This window comes from Thioalkalivibrio nitratireducens DSM 14787 (genome assembly GCF_000321415.2).
Lineage (GTDB): Bacteria > Pseudomonadota > Gammaproteobacteria > Ectothiorhodospirales > Ectothiorhodospiraceae > Thioalkalivibrio > Thioalkalivibrio nitratireducens.
This window is the reverse complement of the sequence record NC_019902.2, coordinates 1,765,483-1,782,059: the sequence shown is the minus strand read 5'-3', so window position 1 is coordinate 1,782,059 and position 16,577 is coordinate 1,765,483. Positions and strand designations below refer to the sequence as shown.

The 16,577-nt window shown below is 64.8% G+C and carries 17 protein-coding genes; 8 read left to right on the top strand and 9 right to left on the bottom strand.

Features of this window, described 5'->3' with window-relative positions:
- The first annotated feature begins 389 nt into the window (after positions 1-389).
- Positions 390-668 (top strand): hypothetical protein, encoded by a 279-nt coding sequence (locus TVNIR_RS08335; RefSeq protein ID WP_015258561.1) that lies wholly within the window; start codon positions 390-392, stop codon positions 666-668.
- 118 nt (positions 669-786) lie between these two features.
- Positions 787-1,404 carry a YkgJ family cysteine cluster protein gene (locus TVNIR_RS08330; RefSeq protein ID WP_015258560.1) on the top strand — a complete coding sequence of 206 codons (618 nt, stop codon included), beginning with the start codon at positions 787-789 and terminating at the stop codon, positions 1,402-1,404.
- Positions 1,405-1,868: 464 nt separating this feature from the next.
- On the opposite strand, the gene TVNIR_RS08325 is transcribed toward TVNIR_RS08330, so the two are convergent.
- The 6 genes from TVNIR_RS08325 to TVNIR_RS08300 form a co-directional block, all read right to left on the bottom strand.
- Positions 1,869-2,183 (bottom strand): c(7)-type cytochrome triheme domain-containing protein, encoded by a 315-nt coding sequence (locus TVNIR_RS08325; protein WP_015258559.1) that lies wholly within the window; start codon positions 2,181-2,183, stop codon positions 1,869-1,871.
- The gene (locus tag TVNIR_RS08320) at positions 2,180-2,761 is read right to left on the bottom strand and encodes a DUF2231 domain-containing protein (RefSeq protein WP_015258558.1); all 582 of its coding nucleotides are present in this window, start codon (positions 2,759-2,761) and stop codon (positions 2,180-2,182) included. Before TVNIR_RS08320 ends, TVNIR_RS08325 begins: the two co-directional genes overlap by 4 nt.
- A 4-nt stretch (positions 2,762-2,765) precedes the next feature.
- Positions 2,766-4,163, bottom strand: coding sequence for an ethylbenzene dehydrogenase-related protein (locus tag TVNIR_RS08315; protein WP_015258557.1), 1,398 nt, complete (start codon positions 4,161-4,163; stop codon positions 2,766-2,768).
- 119 nt (positions 4,164-4,282) lie between these two features.
- The gene (gene dsrB, locus TVNIR_RS08310) at positions 4,283-5,359 is read right to left on the bottom strand and encodes a dissimilatory-type sulfite reductase subunit beta (RefSeq protein ID WP_015258556.1); all 1,077 of its coding nucleotides are present in this window, start codon (positions 5,357-5,359) and stop codon (positions 4,283-4,285) included.
- A gap of 58 nt (positions 5,360-5,417) precedes the next feature.
- Entirely contained in the window at positions 5,418-6,650 is a 1,233-nt protein-coding gene (gene dsrA, locus TVNIR_RS08305) for a dissimilatory-type sulfite reductase subunit alpha (protein ID WP_015258555.1), read from the bottom strand.
- Positions 6,651-7,135: 485 nt separating this feature from the next.
- Positions 7,136-7,546, bottom strand: a complete 411-nt coding sequence (locus TVNIR_RS08300) for a c-type cytochrome domain-containing protein (protein WP_015258554.1) — start codon at positions 7,544-7,546, stop codon at positions 7,136-7,138.
- A 251-nt stretch (positions 7,547-7,797) separates the two neighbouring features.
- On the opposite strand from TVNIR_RS08300, the gene TVNIR_RS08295 reads away from it, so the two are divergent.
- Positions 7,798-8,178, top strand: coding sequence for a putative zinc-binding protein (locus TVNIR_RS08295; RefSeq protein ID WP_157092227.1), 381 nt, complete (start codon positions 7,798-7,800; stop codon positions 8,176-8,178).
- 388 nt (positions 8,179-8,566) lie between these two features.
- Here the strand turns inward: TVNIR_RS08295 and TVNIR_RS08290 are convergent, their stop codons facing one another.
- Positions 8,567-9,409, bottom strand: a complete 843-nt coding sequence (locus tag TVNIR_RS08290) for a LysR family transcriptional regulator (RefSeq protein WP_015258551.1) — start codon at positions 9,407-9,409, stop codon at positions 8,567-8,569.
- Between the two features lie 740 nt (positions 9,410-10,149).
- Here TVNIR_RS08290 and TVNIR_RS08285 point away from each other — a divergent pair.
- From TVNIR_RS08285 to TVNIR_RS08270, 4 genes are all read left to right on the top strand, one after another.
- Positions 10,150-10,758: a CBS domain-containing protein gene (locus TVNIR_RS08285; protein ID WP_015258550.1), complete on the top strand. Its 609-nt coding sequence runs from the start codon at positions 10,150-10,152 to the stop codon at positions 10,756-10,758.
- Positions 10,755-11,294 (top strand): HPP family protein, encoded by a 540-nt coding sequence (locus TVNIR_RS08280; RefSeq protein ID WP_015258549.1) that lies wholly within the window; start codon positions 10,755-10,757, stop codon positions 11,292-11,294. The genes TVNIR_RS08285 and TVNIR_RS08280 overlap by 4 nt, the downstream gene beginning before the upstream one ends.
- A gap of 18 nt (positions 11,295-11,312) precedes the next feature.
- Positions 11,313-11,669 (top strand): hypothetical protein, encoded by a 357-nt coding sequence (locus TVNIR_RS08275; protein ID WP_015258548.1) that lies wholly within the window; start codon positions 11,313-11,315, stop codon positions 11,667-11,669.
- A gap of 87 nt (positions 11,670-11,756) precedes the next feature.
- Positions 11,757-12,095: a TusE/DsrC/DsvC family sulfur relay protein gene (locus TVNIR_RS08270; protein ID WP_015258547.1), complete on the top strand. Its 339-nt coding sequence runs from the start codon at positions 11,757-11,759 to the stop codon at positions 12,093-12,095.
- A gap of 317 nt (positions 12,096-12,412) precedes the next feature.
- Here the strand turns inward: TVNIR_RS08270 and narL are convergent, their stop codons facing one another.
- Both narL and TVNIR_RS08260 read right to left on the bottom strand, forming a co-directional pair.
- Positions 12,413-13,102: a two-component system response regulator NarL gene (gene narL / locus TVNIR_RS08265; RefSeq protein ID WP_043740416.1), complete on the bottom strand. Its 690-nt coding sequence runs from the start codon at positions 13,100-13,102 to the stop codon at positions 12,413-12,415.
- Positions 13,065-14,996: a histidine kinase gene (locus TVNIR_RS08260; protein WP_237251785.1), complete on the bottom strand. Its 1,932-nt coding sequence runs from the start codon at positions 14,994-14,996 to the stop codon at positions 13,065-13,067. The genes narL and TVNIR_RS08260 overlap by 38 nt, the downstream gene beginning before the upstream one ends.
- Before the next feature lie 313 nt (positions 14,997-15,309).
- Here TVNIR_RS08260 and TVNIR_RS20970 point away from each other — a divergent pair, with 313 nt between their 5' ends.
- Positions 15,310-16,557 (top strand): MFS transporter, encoded by a 1,248-nt coding sequence (locus TVNIR_RS20970; RefSeq protein ID WP_015258544.1) that lies wholly within the window; start codon positions 15,310-15,312, stop codon positions 16,555-16,557.
- The last annotated feature ends 20 nt before the right edge of the window (positions 16,558-16,577 follow it).

Here is a 16,577-nt window from a genome sequence, read left to right as displayed (position 1 = left end):
AGCCACTTGGCGGCCGAATTGGTAACAGGCGCTTCGGGATTTCCGGAGTATCGTTCGGAGGAAGGAGTATCGTTCTGAGGAAATGGCCGCTTGAGCGGCTGAAACGAATGGGGCCGTGCATGCGGCTTCCCGGGCACGGACAAGGATCTCACCCTCAAGATCCCACGGGCCGACGTCGCCGACTTCATACTGAAGCAGTTGACGGATCGGACATACCTGCGCAAGGCTCCGGGGCTTTCGTAGTGAGTGCGTGACGGCATCGGGAAGCATCGCGGGTGTATCGGGAAGGATTGCGCGTCGAGGTGCAATTCCAGCGTGGATGCCGCTATAGTCCAGCTCGTTGCCACGGGACCACGGATCTGACGATGAAAGGAAGGACTGCGCAGGGCATGACGGCGGTGCTGGCGCTTCTGGGAGCCGGTATCGGGATTTCAACGGCGCAGGCAGGCGTGACGCCGGGTCTGTCGAGTGAGAAGCCGGATTCGCTGCACACGGCACAGGTGCCAGCTCCGGATTCGCGTCAGATCAAGATCGACGGAGTCGACGGCGTGGGTGTTCCCGCATCGCGCCAGCCGAGGATCGACGTTGTGGCACCTCGCGAGTCGAACCAGATCAAGTGGGAGTATGCACCTCACCGCGAGCGGCACCAGCTCAAGCTCGATCGTTGACGCGGAGGCGTTTCGGTCGCGGTGGCGCGAGCACGTGCCGGCGTTTCCGGCCGGCTCCCAGGTGGCACGGGCGATCTGCGCGGCGGGCAGGGCCGGCGACGAACCGGCAGGGTGAACGATGACCGGCGAGTTGTCCCGCACCTCGGCGTTTTCGTACGAATGCAAGGCCTGTAACCGCTGCTGCCGCGACAAGAAGATCCAGTTGAATCCGTACGAACTGGCACGGCTCGCATTCGCACTCGAGTTGCCGGTCGTCGAACTGATCGAGCGATTCACCATGGACGGCGTCCATCTGCAGCAACGGCCAAAGGGTACCTGCGTGTTTCTGGGACCCCGCGGCTGTTCCGTTCATCGGCATCGCCCGCTGGTCTGCCGCCTCTACCCGCTGGGGCGAATCGTAAATCCGGAAGGGGAGCGTTTCGTTCCGGTGCAGCCGCACCCGCGGTCCGAAGGCATCCACGGTGAGCACGGCCGCGTGGCCGACTACCTCGTCGACCAGGGTGCGGCGCCGTTCATGGCCGCGGCGGACGCCTACTATGCGCTTTACCTGCAGTTGGCCGATCTTGCTGCCGACGCGGCAGCGGATATCGACCGCATGGAACTGCTGGATCTGGACGCCACGGTCGTCGCGGACTGCAAGCGCCGCGGTGTAGCGCCGCCGGCGACGCTCGAGGAGCGCGTGCAGCACCACGTGGCCGTGCTGGTCGCACGCTGCGACAGCACGCAACGAAGCTGAACTCCAACGAGCTGAGCAGCAAGGGGGATCCCTTGGGTACCCGGTAGCTTGGCAGCGAGATCATCAAGGCCCTGAGCGACGTATGAGCCGCGAAAGCTAAAGCGGGTAGGGAGCACGTTTGACCCGCTTTCCGTTACCACGTGACATTCGGGCCCGGCACGCAGCCGGGGCCGGTATCCGGACCTGGTCCCCGCCTCTGTTGTGCCTGCCGGCACAACCTACGCTACCTGTGGAGCGTCCGAGTCTGGTCAGTCTGCGGGAAAACCCCCTGGGCACCACATCATCTGGCAGTCCGTGCGCCGGCCGGATCTGTGCGGTAGAGAGGATGTTCACCGAGCGCGGGTACGCGACAAGGGGCGCAGGAGTTCTCCGACGCGCTTCAGGCGCCACTCGGCGGCGCACGGCGCAGGCAATATTGGGTGACTTCATCATCGGCACAACCTTTCCGGGGAACACCCGGCAACTCACCAATCGTCCTGGTGGCAGCTGTCGCAATTCCCGCGGGCTGCGAATGCGGTCTCGCCGTCGTGGCAGCCGAAGCAGAATTGGTCGCTGCGGTGGTCGGCGCGGCTGATGCGCGCGGAGCGGCTGACGTCGAAGATCGACAGGTGACAGTTTGCGCAGCGCAGATCGGCGTCGGCGTGGGTGGTGCCAGAGAAGGTCACGTCGCCCGCGTCGTCGTTCAGGAAGTCGAGCGTCAGGCCCGGCGGCACCGCCTGTAGGGGACCGGCAACGGTGGCGAGCAGGGCGAGCAGGGACAGGAACACGGCGGTTTTCATCGGTCAGCCTCCCTGAACGGGGTGCCTGCTGGCGCCCGGCGGGCGAGGATTGCGATGGCCAGCATCGCAACCACGACGATGGCCTGGACCACGAAAACCCAGCTCGGGAAATAGAAGGTCGCGTAGACCTCCCAGCCGACCTCGCGCAGGATGTCACTGAGGTAGGTAGGGGCGCCGTGGAGGTGGCCGCCCAGCGTGCCGGTGATGGTCAGCAGTCCCGCGCCCAGCGCGCCCAGGCCGAGCATGATCAGGCGGTTGAGCAGCCCGTCCCAGACCCGTTCGCCGGCCCACCAGCGCAGCACCAGCACGGCGGCCCAGTAGAACAGCGACCAGGTCGCCGCCATCATGTGGTTGCGCCCGAGCGGGGTGGTCTGCAGCGTGTCGGGCGGCCAGACCATCAGGCCGATCGCGTAGGCGAGCACGCCGGTGATCACGCCGAGCACCAGGAACGGCACCAGCACTCGGTCAAAGGCCTTGGCCAGCGGTCCTTGCGACAGCGCGCGGACGATGAGAATCACGGCTGCGGCGGTCCAGAACGCCACCGGAAAGTGCACCATCAATGCGTGATAGGGACCCATTGCATCAGCTCCTGTCGCGGCCGAGAATCAGGCTGACCGAAAGCACGAAACTGGCGATCAGCAACAGGCCGGCCACGAGGCTGATCCACCATTGCCGGCGGATCTCGTTTTCGAACTCGATCTCGACTCCGTACTGTGCGAGCTGTGCCTCCTTGTGCCGGAATTTCACCGGCACGCCCTCCGCGATGTAGGGTGCGCCGGCGTGGATCTCGCTGGTCAGCCGCGGCCAGCTGACCTGGCCGGGGTAAAACAGGGTGATCTCGCGAACGTCGACGCGATCCCAGTCCGGTAGCTCGCCGTCGAATCGGGTCGCGACCCATTCCGCGGGCCGCTCGAGCCCGATCTGCAGCGGCATCGACACGTAGTGCCAGCGGCTCGCGGTCCCGTCCCGGTGCACCGCGACCGCGACATCGTAGATGCCTTTCGGATGCAGGATCTTGTCTTCCAGGGGGTAGCCGGTATCGAGGGCGCGGCGCAGCGTCACGTCCCAATGCCCGTCGGCCCAGCGGCCTTCACCCTGGACGCGGATCGCGGCGCGCGCCCCGGTCGGTTCGCGCAGGACCTGGCCCGGGATCACGGTGCCTTCGCGCCACTCGTGCCGGGAATCGAACCGGACCGCGGATTGCTCTTCAAGGTAGTAGGGTGTGGCGTCGTCGGTGCGGCCGGAGGTCACGTCCTCCCAGCGTAGCGCACGGATGCCGGTGCGCTCCGGGTCGAACATCAGCCGTGGCTGCTCAGCCGTGCCGTCCCAGTTGCTGGTGAACGGCCCGTCGCCCGAGTCGTAGAGACGGTACCAGGAGATGTGCTGGTCGTCCGAGCGGCCGATCGGGTTCGACAGCTGCGCCCGCCAATGCCAGAGATCGAGGAAATAGCCGGCGCCGTGCAGGCCGTCCAGCGTGGCGGCATCGGCGATCGAGTACCAGTCGTTCGCGTCGGTTCGGGTCGCAGGGAGGTACTTGCGCCGGTATCCGTCGTCTTCGCCGAGGGCGGGATCGTGGCGCGTGAAGTCGCGCATGTCGGCGCCGACCGTGATGTAGCCGCCGTAACGCTGGAATTCGGGCACGCTGCCGTCGTCGACCATCATCGTCAGGCGATCTTCGGTCAGGCCGTGCGGATCCGGACCGACCGGGGGGCGGTCAACGCGCTGCCAGCGGCCGTCGGTGTAGTGCAGCAGGTCGGCGAAGCGGTGCGGACGGTCCGCCGGCCAGCGGTAACGGAAAAGGATTTCCTCTTCGTTGAACGCAACCTGAAGCTGCAGCGGGACGGTCAACCGTTCCGGAATCCAGATGTTCCGCTCCGGATCGTTGTGGACCACGCCAGTCCCGTGCACGTACAGCGACAGGAGCATCACGCCCACGAACAGCAGGGAGACGGCGAGCAGCGCGGATCGGCGCCGGAGCATGGACGACCTCCTTGGGCCTTCGGGCCCTTCCGTTCAGGCGCCGGTCGGAACTGGCGCTGCGCCCCTCCCGGCCGGGGACCGGGAGGGGGGTTACAGGGCTGGCGCGTCCGGGACGCGGCCTAGAACCGGATGTGCGTGGAATGGTTAAAGGTATAGCGGGCTCCGGTCCAGGTGTCGACGTGAAAGCGCGTGAACGGCAGGCCGGTCAGCTCGAAGAACCGCGGCCAGCCGATGCGCTCCACCCATTCGCCCAGCCGTTCCCAGTCCCTCGCATCTTCCTGGTAGACGCGGAGAATCTTCTTTACCAGCGCGGAGACTTCCGGCCAGCGGGGGGGGTTGTTGGGCAGACCGGCGGCGACCAGCTTCTGGAAGCTCGGGCGGGAGCGCGCGTTCGAGTTCTTGCCACCGATCCAGATCGCGAGCTTGGAATGCTCGGGATCGTTGATCTGCATCGGCGGGCAGGGCGGGAAGCAGGCGCCGCAGCAGATGCATTTGCGCTCGTCCACTTCGAGCGTCGGTTGCCCGTTCACCAGCGCCGGCCGGATCGCCGCAACCGGGCAGCGTGCGACGACCGCGGGGCGTTCGCAGACGCCGGCGACGAGGTCATGCCTGATTTTCGGCGGCTTCGTGTGTTGCACGTTGACCGAGATGTCGGCCTGGCCGCCACAGTTGATCTGGCAGCACGAGGTGGAGATGCGCACGCGGTTGGGCATGCGTTCATTCACGAACTCGTCGTACAGCTCATCCATCAGCGACTTCACCACGCCGGAGGCATCGGTGGCGGGAATATCGCAGTGCAGAAACCCCTGCGTGTGCGAGATCATCGACACCGAGTTGCCGGTGCCGCCGACCGGGAAGCCTTCCTGCTCGAGCTTCGCGACCAGCGGGTCGACCTGAGCCGCGCTGCTCACCATGAACTCGATGTTGCTGCGGATCGTGAAGCGGACGTGCCCCTCGGCGTACTCGTCGGCGATTGCGCAGAGCTTGCGGATCGTGCCGGTATCCATCTGACGCTGGGTGCCGGCACGCACCGTCCAGATTTCGTCCCCGTTCTTCGCAACGTGGTGCAAAACGCCCGGCCGCGGCCGGTCGTGCCAGTCCCACTGGCCGTAGTTCTTGGCCATCAGCGGGTGCATGTAAGGGAACGCGTCTGGGACGCCGCTCTCGATCGCCTGACGGAATTGCTGTTCTGACATGATGTTCGACTCCTGATCTGGAACCCAATGGGATATGGTGTACCGCCGCTCGGGCCGGTCAGGCCGCGCCTTCGGCCTGGCGGGCGCGCCATTTTTCGGCTTCTTCGTCCCACTTGTCCGTACGGATGTAGGAGCTGGTGCGTGGGTGCACGATCATCGACGGATCCACATCGAGGCCGATGCCCTCGAGGAAGTTGGCGAGCCCGATCCGGTCGATCATTTCGCCGCAGCGCTCGTGCTCGAGCCCGTTCTCGGCCCAGAAGTCGATGATGCTTTCGCCCAGTGCGACCAGCCGGTCGAGGTCTTCCTCGGTGTCGAGTTTCATGAACGGTACGATCACGGTGCCGAACAGGTCACCGATCTTCAGCGTCCGCTTGCCACCGACGAGAATCGTCGCACCGCGGTCCTGGCCCGGTGAGAGCGCCTTGGTCATCACGTTGATGCAGTGCATACAGCGCACGCAGTTGCGGTTGTCGATCTCGATCGTGTCATCGTCCTTCAGCGTGATGCAGCGCGTGGGACAGCGGGTGATGACGTTGTCGATGACTTCATGCCGACCGCGCTCCTGCACGAACTTGCGCACTTCGTCCTGCTTGACCTGGATATCGTCGCGCCAGGTTCCGATCACCGCCATGTCGGCGCGTTGGATCGAGTTCATGCAATCGTTCGGGCAGCCCGAAAACTTGAACTTGAACTTGTAGGGAAGCGAGGGACGGTGCAGATCGTCAACGAACGAGTTCATCACTTTTCGATGCGCGTTCGCTTCGCTGTAACAGGAATGTTCACAACGTGCGCTACCGACGCAGGACATGGAAGTGCGCACCGACGGTCCGGCTCCGCCGAGGTCGAACCCCAGCTCGTTGATCGCATCGAACGCGGGCTGGACCTGTTCCGAGCGGGCACCCTGGAACATCATGTCACCGCTCTGGCCGTGCAGTGCGAGCAGGCCGGACCCATGCTCGTCCCAGACATCGCAGAGCTTGCGCAGGATGTCCGTATTGTAGTGCATTCCGGGGGCCGGCATGATGCGCAGGGTGTGGAACTCGGCCGCATCGGGGAACTGGTCAGCCACTTCCGAAAAGCGCGGGATCACGCCGCCGCCGTAGCCGCGCACGGTGAGGGTGCCGCCTTTCCAGTAGCCCTTGCGAGTCTGGTAGGAGTGTTCGAGCTGCCCGAGGACATCGCCGATCATGTCGCTGCGTTCGGCGAGCCGCTTCAGGCCCGTGACGAAGCTTGGCCATGGGCCACTCTCCAACTGGTCGAGATTGGGCGTTTCGTGTTTCTTTGCCATGGGTCACTCCGTCGTTGTAGTCAGGGCCCTGCCAGGCACGTGTAGAGACCGGATTGATGCCGGTGTGTGGTCCCGTCTACCTTAACAGTGTGAGTTCCTGCATCCATTTCCCGGTGTGCATAGCCAGATGGAGGTACCACGCGTACTCATTGAGCGCTTTGCAACACGTCATTATCGGCAAGTCATGTTGCAAGGATTGAGAAAATGAATCAGTGATCCGGATAGACTCGATGTGATCGGTCGGCGTTATCGCGTGGGCCTGAGAAAACCAAAGGGGGCATGCCTGGCGCTGCCCTGTTGAAAGGCGAGGCAAACGATGGCGGACGGACCGCAATCGACGGTTCAGCCAGGTACGCCTCTGGGGTTGCCTGGCTCATGCCAGCGTGGGAGCAAGGGTGCGACGCGCAGGTCTTTCGCGTCCGCCGGATGGTGTTGAGGTACTTCGGTGGTGCGGCCGGGAGGGATTGCTCGTCTCTGGCGAGCCGTCAGTTGTCGCGGGCGCCTTGTGCGACCCAGTCGCGCAGAGTGGCGATCTCGGAGTCGGGAAGCCGCTGGCCGCCATGCGGCATCGCGATCGAGGGATCCGCGCGGCCTTCCACCAGTTGGTTCAGCACACTGATCAGCGGATCGCCTGGCTCGACGATGGGGCCGTACCGGGTGCCAGCCATCAGCGCGGCGTAACTCGTGAGCTCGAGACCGCTGGCTTCGTATCCTGGCTCGCCCGGAACGTGGCATTCGACGCAGCGCTTGTCGAGGATCGGCTTCACGTCGGCGCTGAAGCTGACGACCCGCTCGCCGCAGCCAATGACGAGCACGGCACCCGCGAGGGTGATGCCAACCGCGTTCAGCACAGTGCGCGGTGAGCGGTGCGGCAGGGTCGTTTCGTTTCGATTCATCGATCCTGTCTCCCTGGAGGCGGGCACATCGAGGGTGGAGGCGGCCATGTACCATGAAGGTAGCCGGAGCGGGTGGTTCAGGCAAGGCGGTGCGCTCGATCACGGCCGGGTGGCTGCGGTGACGTAAAAGGTCTGCCGGTACGGACTCCTGACCTTGCATGCAGCTCTAGTGCCAGCGTGTCAGCGGGGGCAGATGGCTGTGGCCGTCCAAGTAGTTCGATGATGCACGTTTTGGGAACGGGGGAGGAGCCTTGAACGCGAAAAGAGATGCGAAGCCACGGGTGCTGGTCTATTCCTGCTCGGGTTGCTCGGACGTGGCACAGCTTGCCAATGAGGCCGCTCTGCGGCTGGACCATGCCGGGGTCGCGGAGATGTCGTGCATCGCGGGCGTCGGCGGCGGCGTGCCGGCACTGGTCAAGACTGCACGCTCGGGGCGCCCGATCATGGCGATCGACGGCTGTCGTCTGCACTGCGTGCTAGCGAGTCTGGAACGCGTCGGCGTACAGCCGTCCGAGCACGTCCGGCTGTACGAGCGGGGCTACCGAAAACGCCGGGGGCTGCGCTATTCCGAAGCCGATGCGGAGCATGTGGTCGCAGAGCTTGCCGAGAGGATCGCGGCGCTCGACTCCTGACCCTCCATGGCCTCGGGCGCGAGGGATCCCGAAGCATGACAGCGGCGGGCGGGACAGGCCGAAGGCCGTCATCCGCCATCGAGCACCAGGGGTGCCGCGGGCGCTACGCCGCTCCGAACGTCGCACGGCGGATGACGCTGCGCTCTTCCGCCCTACCCGTCGCTTCGGAAACCAGTCGTGTTGTTTCACGTCAACTGTCATGGCCAGCGGCCACCCTGCAAGATGAAAAGGCGAGCCACGGAAAGCACGGACAGACACGGAAAAAGGATTTGATCCGTTTCATCTTCCGTGATTTCCGTGCTCTTCCGTGGCTGGATTTCACGCTACGGGCGACGATATCGGGTGGGGCGGCGTGTGCGGGGTCGATGGGCGCGGCCTGCAGCCCCGATCAGTAGCTGGCGCAGAGCTCCCGCAGGCCCTCGAGCGCGGGCTGCAGCATCGGGGAATCGCTGTCGAGTGCGTAGACCACGTAGGCAGGGAGGCTGAAGCGGGGACTTCCAGGCGGGATGAACAGCTCGCCAGCGGCGATCCGGGGCGCGGCCATGCGTTCGGGAACGAAGCAGGATCCGCCGTTCTCGAGAATGATCTGCAGCCCCAGCCAGCCGATGTTCGCGGTCAATGCCGGCCGTTCGGTGTCGGGGAAGCTTGCGCTGTGCTGGGCGAAGAACGCCGGTCCCCAGTCGACGTGCACGTAGTTCTCGTCGAGCTGGCGTTGCTCCGGGTCCGTGCTCAGCAGCACCAGCTTCTCGTCGAACAGGTGCTCGACGTGGAGCCCGGGGCTGTGCTGCGGGGTGTACATCAGAGCGAGGTCCAGCGTCCCCTCCACCGCCCGGCGCATCAGGTCTTCCTCGAAGCCGATCTCGGTGCGTATGGAAAGCTCGGGAGCAATCCGGCGCATGTGTCCGACCCAGGCCGGCAGGTAGCCTTCCCAAAGGGCAATGCGCGCGCCGATGCTGATCGAGCTGGTGAACCGGCTTGGCAGCCCGACGTCGTGACGCGCCTGTTCGAGCGTCAGCATCAGGGCTTTCGCATGCCGCAGGAGCTGGCGCCCTGCCGGGGTCAGCGTGGCACCGGACCGGTTGCGAACGAACAGGCGGACGCCCAGGTAATGTTCCAGCCCCTGGATGCGGGTGCTCACCGTGGACTGTGTGACATGCAGCCGCGACGCGGCGTCGACGAAGCTGCCGTGTGCCGCAACCGCGAGAAAGGTCCGGATCTGTTCGGTTTCCATGCCCTCTCCGTGTGAACTGTGGGTGCGGTGATATCGGGAACAGTGATGGTAAGGCCGGTTGGATCAAGATTTCCATCAGGGATTGGTTGGGTTGATCTGTCGACAGGCGTGCTCCGCTGCTCTGGCGCAATTCGGTTGCAAGAAAAATTGCCCACCGGGGCATGGAAATCCGTGAGGGAAACGCTGAACAAAGGGGTTCGTCATTGCGAGCGAGGCGCAGGTCTTACGCGCGTAGCGCGTTGAATTGAACAGTCGCAGGCTGGCCCGCAGGGCAAGCGCAGCGAGTAATCCAGTCGCAGAAGGCAACATCCGTGCCTTATGGATCACCGCGTCCCGCCGCGCTGCACGCGCGGCTAAAGCCTGCGCTCGTCGCGATGGCGCATTGATGAGCACTCTCTGAGGGAAGGAAAGAATTGTGTGCGAACGCGCGAACGGTCACGGGCTCGGCAGTTGTCCAGTGCCTGAGCAGCGGCCGCGAGGCGGGCTCCCCACCGGGCACGAAATGGCAAGTGATGTGCGGGATCTGCGACCTCAAGCATCGAATTGTCGAATATCAAGCACAGATAAAATTCGTTTGTCATATCCTAGGGTGATCGATATCCTGAGTGTCACGCAAGGAATTGGTCATCCGCCCGCAGATTCTCGGTGCAGCTCCAGCCGACCGAGATTCCGCACCCGATGCCGCACTGACCGAGCTGCAGGCGCCGACCAGATTCAGGCTAAATGCGATCGGGAGAAACATGTTGCACGAGGACACAGGATTCCCCAGGCAGACGCAGATCGACCTGTCCGACGAGGATATCCGGGCCGCGATGAACGAGATTCCCGGCTACCTCGACATCAGCATGGGAGACTTCCGCGAGCTGTACCAGCACGCGTTCCGGCACGCGTTGGAACGGCTTTCCGGCTGTACCACGGCCGGGCAGATGATGGTCCAGCCGACCTGGACGGTCGGTCCCCACATGCTGCTCGACGAGGTCATTCACGGCATGGCGGAACGGGCGCTCAAGGGGTTGCCGGTGCTCGACGACAAGCGCCGTGTCGTCGGGGTGCTGACCGAGACGGACCTGCTGCGTCATTTCGGCGTGGCGACTTTCACCCAGTTCCTGCACCGATACCTGGCCGATCCCGACATACTGGAGCACTCGCTGTACGAGACCCCGGTGTCGGCGATCATGACCAGCCCGGTGCTCACCGTCGAGGTCGATGCGCGCTTCAGCCGGATCGTCGAGCAGTTTCATGCGAAACACTCGAACCGGCTGCCGGTGGTCGACCGCAATGGCGTGCTGGTCGGCGTGCTGTCGCGCAAGGATTTCATCCACGCCTTCCACCTCGAGGGCCTGGTATGAACTACTTGCGCAAGATGCTGGGCACCACCCGCGGCAACCTGCCGAGGGTCTCGAACACCGAGGTGTTCTGGTCCTGGTGCGGGGCGTTCATCGGGATCGCGGTGGTCGGGCTGCTGCATCAACAGTTCTTCGAGGGCACTGCCTACCTGCTACTGATCAGTTCCTTCGGTGCCTCGGCCGTGCTGCTGTTCGGGGCACCGCGAAGCCCGCTGGCGCAGCCCCGCAACCTGGTCGGCGGGCACCTGCTGTCGGCATTGATCGGTGTTGCCGCGTTCAAGCTACTGGGAGGCCAGATCTGGCTCGCCGAGGCGGGCGCGGTGGCGACCGCGATCGCGGCAATGCACCTGACGCGCACGCTGCACCCGCCGGGCGGGGCGACGGCCCTGCTCGCGGTGATGGGAGGCGAACAGGTCCACAGCCTCGGATTCCTGTTCGTACTGCTTCCGGTGGCCGCAGGCGCGCTGATCCTGCTCGCCGTGGCCGTTCTGTTCAACAACCTGCCCAAGACCCGGCGTTATCCCGAGGTCTGGCTGTAACGACAAGGAGAAAATGACATGCGCCGCCTGCGCCGATCCAGCCGCAACCCGACATCGGGGGATCCGGTCATCGACCGCCAGAACCAGGCGTTGTCGCGGATCCTGTTCGACATGGGTGACGAGCTTCGCGCGACCGAACACTGCCAGGACATGAACGAGTTCTACGACGACCTCGTGGACCTGGCGGAGCAGCGTTTCGACGCAGCGGCGGCTGGCACCCTCGACGTTCCCGAGGCCGACGAAGAGATCCGGGAGTTTCTCGCCGAGCGCATGCCGTTGCCCGCCCGCGACGGACCCGCCTGCCGCGACTGCGGGCTGTGCGAGAAGCTCGAGGATCGGGTCTGCGCATGGCTTCCGGAAACGGTGGAAGCCTGAGATTTGCCGCAGGGCAGGGTGCCTGTCTGCCCTTGGCACCAACCCGATCCCTGCATTGATTCGACATACCGACAAGAGGAGGCCGAGATGGCAACCGAGACGATCGAAAGAACCTACGTGACCGACGAAGAGGGTTACCTCGTCGATCCGGAGTCCTGGACGCCCGAAGTGGCGGAGCAGTTCGCCGAGCAGGAGGGCATCGCGCTCAGCGACGAGCACTGGGCCGTGATCCGCTTCATCCGCGAGTACTACGACGAGCACCAGATCGCGGTGGATGCCCGCTTCGTGATCAAGTTCCTCGACGACGAATTTGGCTACGGCGCCAAGGCCCACAATTACTTGTTCAAATTGTTCCCCTACGGCTATGTGAAGCAGGCCTGCCGGATCGCCGGCATGCGCCGCCCGCGCGCCTGGAGCACCGGCTGAGACTCGCATCTGCCGCCCCACACGAGTCCCCGCTGTAGGGCGGAAGAGGCCGAAGGCCGTCATCCGCCATCCGGGCGTTGGGGGTGGCACAGACCTTCGGGCTCCGGCACGCGCCGACCGGCGGATGACGCTGACGCTTTTCCGCCCTACAGATCGCCACGGCAAGGTAGGGCGGAAGAGGCCGAAGGCCGTCATCCGCCATCCGGGCGTTGGGGGTGGCACAGACCTTCGGGCTCCGGCACGCGCCGACCGACGGATGACGCTGACGCTTTTCCGCCCTACAGGTGGGCCGCGCGGGCGGTGGCGCGGTTATCGCGTCAGTGTGGCCGCCGCTGTTCGACCATCCAGACCGCGGCTTCGACCCGCGAGCGCAGATTCAGCTTGCGCAGCAGGTTCTTCACGTGCACCTTCACCGTGCCCTCGGTGATGTCGAGGTTGCGGGCGATGTGCTTGTTGCTCAGGCCGTCGGCGATCTGATTCAGGATCTCAGTCTCGCGTTCGGTCAACCCGGCCCGGTCCAGCGGCGTGGGCTCGTGTTCCCGACGCACGGCGCGCGCGAGATGCTCGGTCAGCCCTTCGCTCAGCACCAGATGCCCTTCGAGCACCTGGCGCAGGCGGTCGAGCAGGTCCTCCGGCTCCATGTCCTTCAGCAGGTAGCCGGACGCCCCGGCCCGCAGCGCTTCGACGAGATCCTCCTCGCGGTCGGAGACGGTCAGCATCACGACCCGCATATCCGGATCGGCCTGATGCAACCGCCGGAGCGTTTCGAGGCCGTCCATCTCGGCCATGTTCAAATCCAGCAGGACGAGGTCCGGCCTGATCTCGCCTACCCGGCGCAGACCTTCGGCGCCGGAACTGGCCTCGCCGACGACCTCGAAGCCGGTGCCTGGCTCCAGCAGTTCACGCGCGCCTTTCCGGAACAGGGGATGGTCGTCGATGATCACCACCCGGGCGTCGGCTCGGGGCTCGTCAGGTTTGGGACTGGGCTTTCGGGAGTGCTGTGGCATCATCCGTGGTGGTCTCGTGCAAGGGTTCAGTATAGGCCGCGGGAAGCGCGGCGGGTTCGAACAGCACCGTCACGATGGTGCCGCCATCTGCCCGCGGCAGAATGTCGAATTCTCCGTTCAGGTTCCGGGCGCGCTCGCGCATGATCGCGAGGCCGTAGTGGCCGCGTCTTCCGGCAGGCTGGGGCATGCCGCGGCCGTCGTCCTCGAGCGTCACCCGTATTCTGCCATCAGTTGCGGTCTCCAGGCCGACGGTTGCGGAACGTGCACCGGAATGCTTGATCACGTTCGAAAGCGCTTCGCGCACGATTTGCAGCACGTGGATTTCCTCGTTCACCCCGATCTGTCCGTCCGCCACCCGGTTGTCCAGGCGGATCGACAGCTCCCCGCGGTCGGCGAACTCGCGTACCGTTGCCTCGAGTGCCCGGTTCAGGCCCTGTTCGTCCATGCGGATGCGGAATGTGGTCAGCAGTTCGCGCAGTTCGCCGTAGGCGCTGTTCAGTCCTTCACGCAGGTCGCGCAGCGTAGACTCCATTTGGAACTCGCGCCCCGGGGTCTTCAGCATCCCCTGCAGGCGGCTCACCTGGATCTTCATGTACGTCAGCGCCTGAGCGAGCGAGTCGTGCAGCTCACGCGCGATGGTCGCGCGTTCCTCGAGCAGCGCCAGGCGGTTGAGCTGATCCGCGCGGAGTTGCCGGCCGATCGCGGTCCCGAGGTGCTGTGCGACACCCTCCGCGAGCTGGATCTGCCAAGGTTCGAGCGTGATGCCATCGGGAACCTGCATCCGCAGCAACCCGTGGGTGCGCTCGCCGTCGCGCAGCGGCACGGTCAGCACGCGCCCGTTCTCGGCCTGGCTTCGGGCGGGGCGGTTGAGACGCGTCCGCCCGTCCTCGAGGCAGTCGCGGCAGGACTCGAGGGTGCAGAACACCTCGGGCCGTCCGGCAGAGGATTCCGATGTCGCCATGCGGAAGCCCTTGCGGCCGTCGGGCTCGACCACGCAGACGCTGCCCGCACCCAGCCCGAGAAACCGCTCGAGCTCCCGCAGCGTGCGCGAATAACTGGCGTCCGCGGGATGAGCATCCTGCAGGTGCATCAGCGACCGGTACATCAGCGCGAGCGAGCGGTTGCTGCGCTCGAGCGCCCCGGTCTTCTCGCGGACCCGCGCCTCCAGTTCCTCGTAGGTCTGGGACAGGTCTTCAGCCATGAGGTTGAAGGTCGTGCCGAGACGACCGAGCTCGTCGTCACCGGTGTGCAGGGTCCGCCAGCCGAAATCGCGGCGCCGCACTGCCTCGGCGGCACGCAGCAACTCGCGCAGGGGTTGCAGCACCTCGGTCCGTACGAAGTACATCGTGATGAAAATCACCACAAGAGTCAGGAACAATGACAGGCCCTGCGTGAAGCGCAGCAGCTGCACCTTGGATTCGGTCTTCTGTTCGAGCAGGCGCACCAGTTCGTCGATCTGCCCCACGAATGCGTCGACCTGCTCCCGCAGATCGGCGACTTCTTCCGGGATCAGTGGACCGTCGACGGCAGCGAGTATTCCGGGTCGTATCGCCTGGTGCCAGACGCGACCCACCTCGTCGTAGGCCTGGCGGGCGGGCTCCGTCTGGCGTCTGGGCACGATGCGGGTCAGCGCCTCACTACGGTAGCGCGAGTCGAACCGGTCGAGGGCGCTCTCGACCCGTGCACGGCGGGCGTCGGATGTCTCGGCACGGGGTTCCAGCAACTCGGTGCTGATGATGTACGTCTGCATGCGCAGCGCACCGGCGCGGTTGATGGCGGTCGCCTCGCCGCGCAGCGTCTCGGCGATGATCACCGAGGAGATGATCCCGAACAATGCCAGCACCGCGATCAGTGTGAACGCGAGGCCGAGACGCAGCATCAGGGAACGTTTCATGTCGCGCACCATAGTAACCCTCTGGCCCGGGCCGCGCACAAAGCCCCCGCACGAGCCCAGCCAGTGGGTTCTCACCGGGGTTTTCCGGCATACCCATACCGGATTTTTCGTGCTGTGCAGGCGCCGGGACGCGCGCGTGGCCTGAGTAAAGAATAACGCAGATTCAAAGTTTTGCAGGATGTGGTCAGGAGTACCCACAACGGGTTAGTCGAGCAGGGAACCCCCCGCACCGGTACCCGAATGCGCATTTACCGCCCGGTGTACGGGGCGTAGAAAAGGCTGCAAGCCCAGCTTCAAAACAAGGGGAACAACCGTGGCGACCCCCCGCTACCAGCAGATCTCCGTACTCACGATGAACACCCTGGCCTTCACGGTGTGTTTCGCCGTGTGGACCATGTTCTCGATCATCGGCATCCCGTTAAAGGAAGACCTGGGACTTTCAGAGACCGAGTTCGGCATCCTGGTCGCGATGCCCATCCTGACGGGTTCGCTGATCCGGCTGCCCCTGGGCATGCTGACCGACCGCTACGGGGCGCGGATTGTGTTCACCGTGCTGATGGCGGTCACCATCGTTCCGATCTGGATGGTGTCGACCCTCGAGCAGTACTGGGCGCTGCTGGTCGCGGGCCTGTTCGTCGGCATGGCCGGCGGTTCGTTCGCGGTCGGCATCTCCGGTACCGCGCGCTGGTTCGAAAAGAAGAACCAGGGTTTCGCGATGGGGATCTTCGGCGCGGGCAATGCGGGGGCGGCGGTCACCAAATTCGTCGCACCGACGCTGGTCGTGGCCTACGGCTGGACCATGGTACCGCGTGTCTATGCGGTGGCAATGGCGGTGATGGTGGTTCTCTACTGGTTCTTCACGTTCAAGGAACCGGTCAGCCACCTGGTCGACAAGTCCGTGACGATCCGCGAGCAGCTCGCGGCGCTGAAGGATCCGAAAGTCTGGAAGTACAGCCAGTACTACTCGCTGGTGTTCGGCGGCTACGTCGGCGTCTCGCTGTGGATGACCAAGTACTACATCAGCGAATACGGCATCGGTATCCAGGTTGCCGCGCTGCTCGCCGCGATATTCGTACTGCCGTCGGGGGTGATTCGCGCTCTCGGCGGTTGGCTGTCCGACCGTTTCGGCGCCCACACCGTGACCTGGTGGGTGATGTGGACCAGCCTGATATGCCTGTTCTACATGGCCTATCCGCAAACCGAGCTGGCGATCCGCACGGTCGACGGCGGGACGCTGACCTTCAGCTTCGGCGGCAACATCTACCTCTTCACCGCGGCCCTGTTCGTGATGGGCATCGCCTGGGGCTTCGGCAAGGCCTCGGTGTTCAAGTACATCGCCAACGAGTATCCGCAGAATATCGGTGTGATTTCCGGGATCGTCGGATTGATCGGCGGCCTCGGCGGATTCCTGCTGCCGATCATGTTCGGCGCCCTCGTGGACGTCTTCCAGTTCAACCAGATCGTCTGGTGGTTGCTGTTCGGTGCCACCGGCGTGTCGCTGATCTGGATGTGGTGGACCGAACGCAAGCCGGCCGCCCCGGCGGCGGTGGGTACCCGGTGACGGCCGTGCCGGAAAACAAC